The 3,810-nt window shown below is 43.5% G+C and carries 6 protein-coding genes; 3 read left to right on the forward strand and 3 right to left on the reverse strand.

Annotated elements, in window-relative coordinates; genetic code table 11:
• The first annotated feature begins 381 nt into the window (after window positions 1-381).
• Window positions 382-636, forward strand: a complete 255-nt coding sequence (locus tag F6K57_RS39255) for a hypothetical protein (protein ID WP_293074119.1) — start codon at window positions 382-384, stop codon at window positions 634-636.
• Between the two features lie 120 nt (window positions 637-756).
• Here F6K57_RS39255 and F6K57_RS39260 read toward each other — a convergent pair whose 3' ends face one another.
• Entirely contained in the window at window positions 757-882 is a 126-nt protein-coding gene (locus F6K57_RS39260) for a hypothetical protein (RefSeq protein WP_293074122.1), read from the reverse strand.
• Between the two features lie 224 nt (window positions 883-1,106).
• Here F6K57_RS39260 and F6K57_RS39265 point away from each other — a divergent pair, with 224 nt between their 5' ends.
• On the forward strand, window positions 1,107-1,259 hold the full coding sequence (locus tag F6K57_RS39265) for a hypothetical protein (protein ID WP_293074125.1): 153 nt from the start codon (window positions 1,107-1,109) through the stop codon (window positions 1,257-1,259).
• Window positions 1,260-1,357: 98 nt separating this feature from the next.
• Here the strand turns inward: F6K57_RS39265 and ctpB are convergent, their stop codons facing one another.
• The gene (ctpB, locus tag F6K57_RS39270) at window positions 1,358-2,680 is read right to left on the reverse strand and encodes a carboxyl-terminal processing protease CtpB (RefSeq protein ID WP_293074128.1); all 1,323 of its coding nucleotides are present in this window, start codon (window positions 2,678-2,680) and stop codon (window positions 1,358-1,360) included.
• A 662-nt stretch (window positions 2,681-3,342) separates the two neighbouring features.
• On the opposite strand from ctpB, the gene F6K57_RS39275 reads away from it, so the two are divergent.
• Window positions 3,343-3,621, forward strand: coding sequence for a hypothetical protein (locus F6K57_RS39275; protein ID WP_293074131.1), 279 nt, complete (start codon window positions 3,343-3,345; stop codon window positions 3,619-3,621).
• On the opposite strand, the gene F6K57_RS39280 is transcribed toward F6K57_RS39275, so the two are convergent.
• A partial coding sequence (locus tag F6K57_RS39280) for a MoaD/ThiS family protein (RefSeq protein WP_293074134.1) occupies window positions 3,618-3,810 on the reverse strand: 193 nt, incomplete at its 5' end. The genes F6K57_RS39275 and F6K57_RS39280 overlap by 4 nt on opposite strands.

A 3,810-nucleotide genomic window follows, 5' to 3' on the forward strand; every position in this document is an offset into this window, starting at 1 on the left:
TTATTTTATATAACGATAACAATTTTGCGGATATATTTTTTTTATTTCCTGTTTCCAAGGCTATCAGTAAATTTAATCTACAAAAAAACGAACGCTAACATTTTTACTATGTCCCCTGTTTGCGATTCTAACTTATAACTTATAACTTATAACTTATACTTGGTGGTGCGTTACGGTGCGGGCTATCCCAATACTGGCTAAGAATTGTAAAATTAGGGCGAGCCCACCCCTAACGCACCCTACGCACTAAATTCTTAATTCTACATTCTTAATTCTACATTCTTAATTCTACATTCTTAATTCTACATTCTAAAAACCCTTGACACCTAAAATCATAATCGTTATGATTATATTTTAAAACTTCAAGAGCAATTTTGAATTATGCCTGACAACTTTCGCCCAGATCCACAAAACAATCCTGAGGATATCACTCCTAGTAATACTCCTCAGGAACCTTCCCCAAAAAAATACCCCATTAAGCACATTCTGAAGGGGTCTCGCCGGGCAATAAACAACACCATGCATACCCTTTATGCACGGGGTTACGCCGAAATCTCGGAGTGGAGCCCCCTTCAGCCAACTGGAATTCCTGGCGAATTCATCACCATGATGACCAAGTATTTAAATTTGGGTTAAACTATTAAATTATAGGGGGGGTAACCCCCCTGGCCAAAGTATCAGGTTTGTTCACGTAGCGTGACCTTTGGTCAATCCTATGGGATCATTTCTGGATTGGTTTAGAAAGTTGAGGCATAACTAAAAACTCTTAGCCGTGGAAGGTATTTCTGCGGCTATTTTTTTTTCCTTATTATGTTTTAGGGCATCGGGAATTGGGAATCGGGACTCGGGAATCGGGAGTCGGGAAAAAAATTTAGATGTCAATTACCCTTACTAGTAAACGCTATACTTCCTGATATCAATTAGCGACAAGAATGGTACGATGGGTAAGGTGGTTGAATGCTTTCGCGTAGCGTCGGTTTCGCCGAATCGCATTCAGTCTTAGTTCACAACAATTATTCTATTGTGATTCATCCTACATCTGGTGGGATTGGTGAAATATTGAATTAGTACGAATTCAAATACAGTTAATCAACAATTGTTTTATTGTGATTCATCCGTTGGTGGGCAGTGCATACCTAGGTGTACCCAAGCCAATTAATATTTCTGTGGCACTGCCCACCCTACATCTGTTCTATTGTGATTCATCCTTGGTGGGCAGTGCATACCTGGGTGTACGCCACCAAGATGAATTTGTCTAGTGCACTGCCCACCCTACATCTCCTCCCGATTCCCGATTCCCGATTCCCGATTCCCGATTCCCGATTCCCGATTCCCGATTCCCGATTTCCAGCAGAGCTTACCAAACTCTACCTGAGTTTATGGGTTGACTGAGGTTTCCAGGCTCAGAGGCAGTAGTGGATTTTAAAACTGCGATCGCTTTTCCGTATTGAGGATCCTTGCTAGTGCCACGCCATCCCGGTTGACTAGATAGCTGTTGCCGTTGCTCAAGGGTCAACTCTTGCCGAATATCGGGCACAATTCCTTTCAAACTAATATCTTCACCACTGGGTAGGTAGTAACGAGAGACTGTCACCGTTAAACCTGAACCATCAGATAAGGAATGGACAGACTGGACAGCGGCTTTACCAAAAGTGCGAGAACCGATAACAGTAGCGCGTTTGTTATCTTTGAGAGCACCAGTTAAAATCTCACTAGCACTAGCAGAGTTACCATCCACTAGAATCGCTAAGGGCAGTTGGGTCAAGGCGGTTCGATTAGCGCTGTATGCTTGTTTACCACCGATCCGGTCTATAGTGCTAACAATTTCCCCCTCTTGCATCCACATGCGGGCAATTTCAATACTGGAAAAAAGCAATCCGCCTGGATTACCCCGCAGATCTAGGACATAAGCATTCACCTTCTGCTGATTTAGGTTACTAATTGCCCGTTGCATTTGTTCAGCTGCATGGGAACTAAATTCATTTAAGCTGATATAACCCACTCGCAGATTCCCTTCCTCTTTGACGCTGTAACGAACAGAGGGAATTTCTATCTGAGCTCGGGTTAGTTCTATCTCAAAAATGCCTTCTCCTGGTCGGGCAATCCGCAGAGTCACTGATGACCCCACTTTACCCCGGATTAGTTCCGAGGCATCTTCGAGACTTAACCCTTTCGTAGCTTTGCTATCTACCGCTAAAATCCTATCCCCAGCTTGAAGACCTGCCTTAAACGCTGGGGAATTTTCAATCGGTTCAATGATTAACGGGGTCTCGGTCTGCTTTTCTATTTCCATGCGAATACCCACACCAGACAGTTCACCAACAGTTTGGTTTGTCAAGGCTTGGAACTGTTCTGGCACTAAAAAGCGGGTGTAGGGGTCTTCCAAGGTTTCTAGGGCTTTCCGAATCGCTTTATAGGCTTCTTCCTTTGAAGCGTAGCTTCTGCTCAGCAGTTCGTGCCTAGTCGCTTGCCAGTCAACTTGGTTAAAGGTGTTATCGACATATTCCCGATTGACAGTTTGCCAAACTTCATCAACAATCGTTTTAGGGCTATCCTGAAATGCTACAACCACAGAGCTACCATTAATCGGTGTTGCCCAAGACCAAACTGCTGTGGTTGCGATCGCTCCAGTGAACAGAACACGTTTGAGTCGGGGGAAGTTTTTCAGGGATTGTCTCATGGATATAAGGCGGCAAACTACTTAATTACTTAATCTATTTAGTTATTTAGTTTTTTATAACTTCAACCAGGCTTGAGGTTTTTGTTAACCAGCTCTAGGATTGCCCATGGCTATGACCGACTGAGACTACCTAGCTATGACTACTCATCCTACTGATGATAATAACCAAAAAAAAATATTTTATAGGTTTAGCTTATGATATGATATAATCAAGGGATATTTTAATGTCAGCTGATTCCGTCAACTTAGTCGCTAAGTTTCAGTCACTAAGTTTCAGTCACTAAGTTTCAGTCACTTAGTGTAAGCATTCAGCTATCAGCTATCAGCTATCAGCTTATGTGCTACGCACACGCCGACTTTTGAATAAAACAAGTAAGCATTGGTTTAATCTATGTTACGTCAGCACCTCAAGTAGCTTGAGCCTTGGCCATTCGCGAATGGCTGACGGCTGACGGCTGACGGCTGAATGCTTACCTTAGTTACAAGAGAGGCTAGAGTTTTTTTATACGATTTAATAGTCTAATTGTAATATACAAAAATTCAGCAACTATGGCAGACTGCCGTTGTGCCAGTTCCGAAACTGAACTGCTCTGGGTACACAGACTGCCATAGCGATCGCAAAATAATCACTGATTTAGCGGCCAGTTCAGGTGGCTAGCTAAATGCGTGGTATCAAAATACTTGCAGCAATCCCGATCAACCCCCGAGTCTTGTATAGCGCCGCTGAAAATCCAGTTACTGTCGGGAGTTGGGGAGATGGGGAAATGGGGAGTCAGATCAGGGTTCCCTGTGCCCTTTTCCCTACTCCCTGTGCCCTTTTCCCTTCTAAAACCCAGGACGAAAGTTCCTGTAGGGTGGGCAGTGCATCAGACAGATTCACCAAGCTTACCAATGCCTTAGGTAAGCACTGCCCACCTACGATTAACCACAATAATCTCTAACCACCAGCAACAGCTGTTACAATACTCACTTCATCCCCATTGTTGAGTTTTGTTTCTGTATTTTCCAACAAGCGGATATCTTCCCCGTTCACGTAGAGATTCAAAAATCGACGGGGTTTACCCTGCTCATCGCACAGTCGTTGTTTAATGCCAGGACAATTACTTTCCAGGGATTCGATCAGTTCAGAA

The organism is Moorena sp. SIO4A5 (genome assembly GCF_010672005.1).
Taxonomy (GTDB): Bacteria; Cyanobacteriota; Cyanobacteriia; order Cyanobacteriales; family Coleofasciculaceae; genus Moorena.

Coding starts and splice junctions, on each gene's coding strand:
- F6K57_RS39275 (WP_293074131.1), top strand. CDS start 3,343: ATGCGTGGTATCAAAATACTTGCAGCAATCCCGATCAACCCCCGAGTC.
- F6K57_RS39255 (WP_293074119.1), top strand. CDS start 382: ATGCCTGACAACTTTCGCCCAGATCCACAAAACAATCCTGAGGATATC.
- ctpB (WP_293074128.1), bottom strand. CDS start 2,680: ATGAGACAATCCCTGAAAAACTTCCCCCGACTCAAACGTGTTCTGTTC.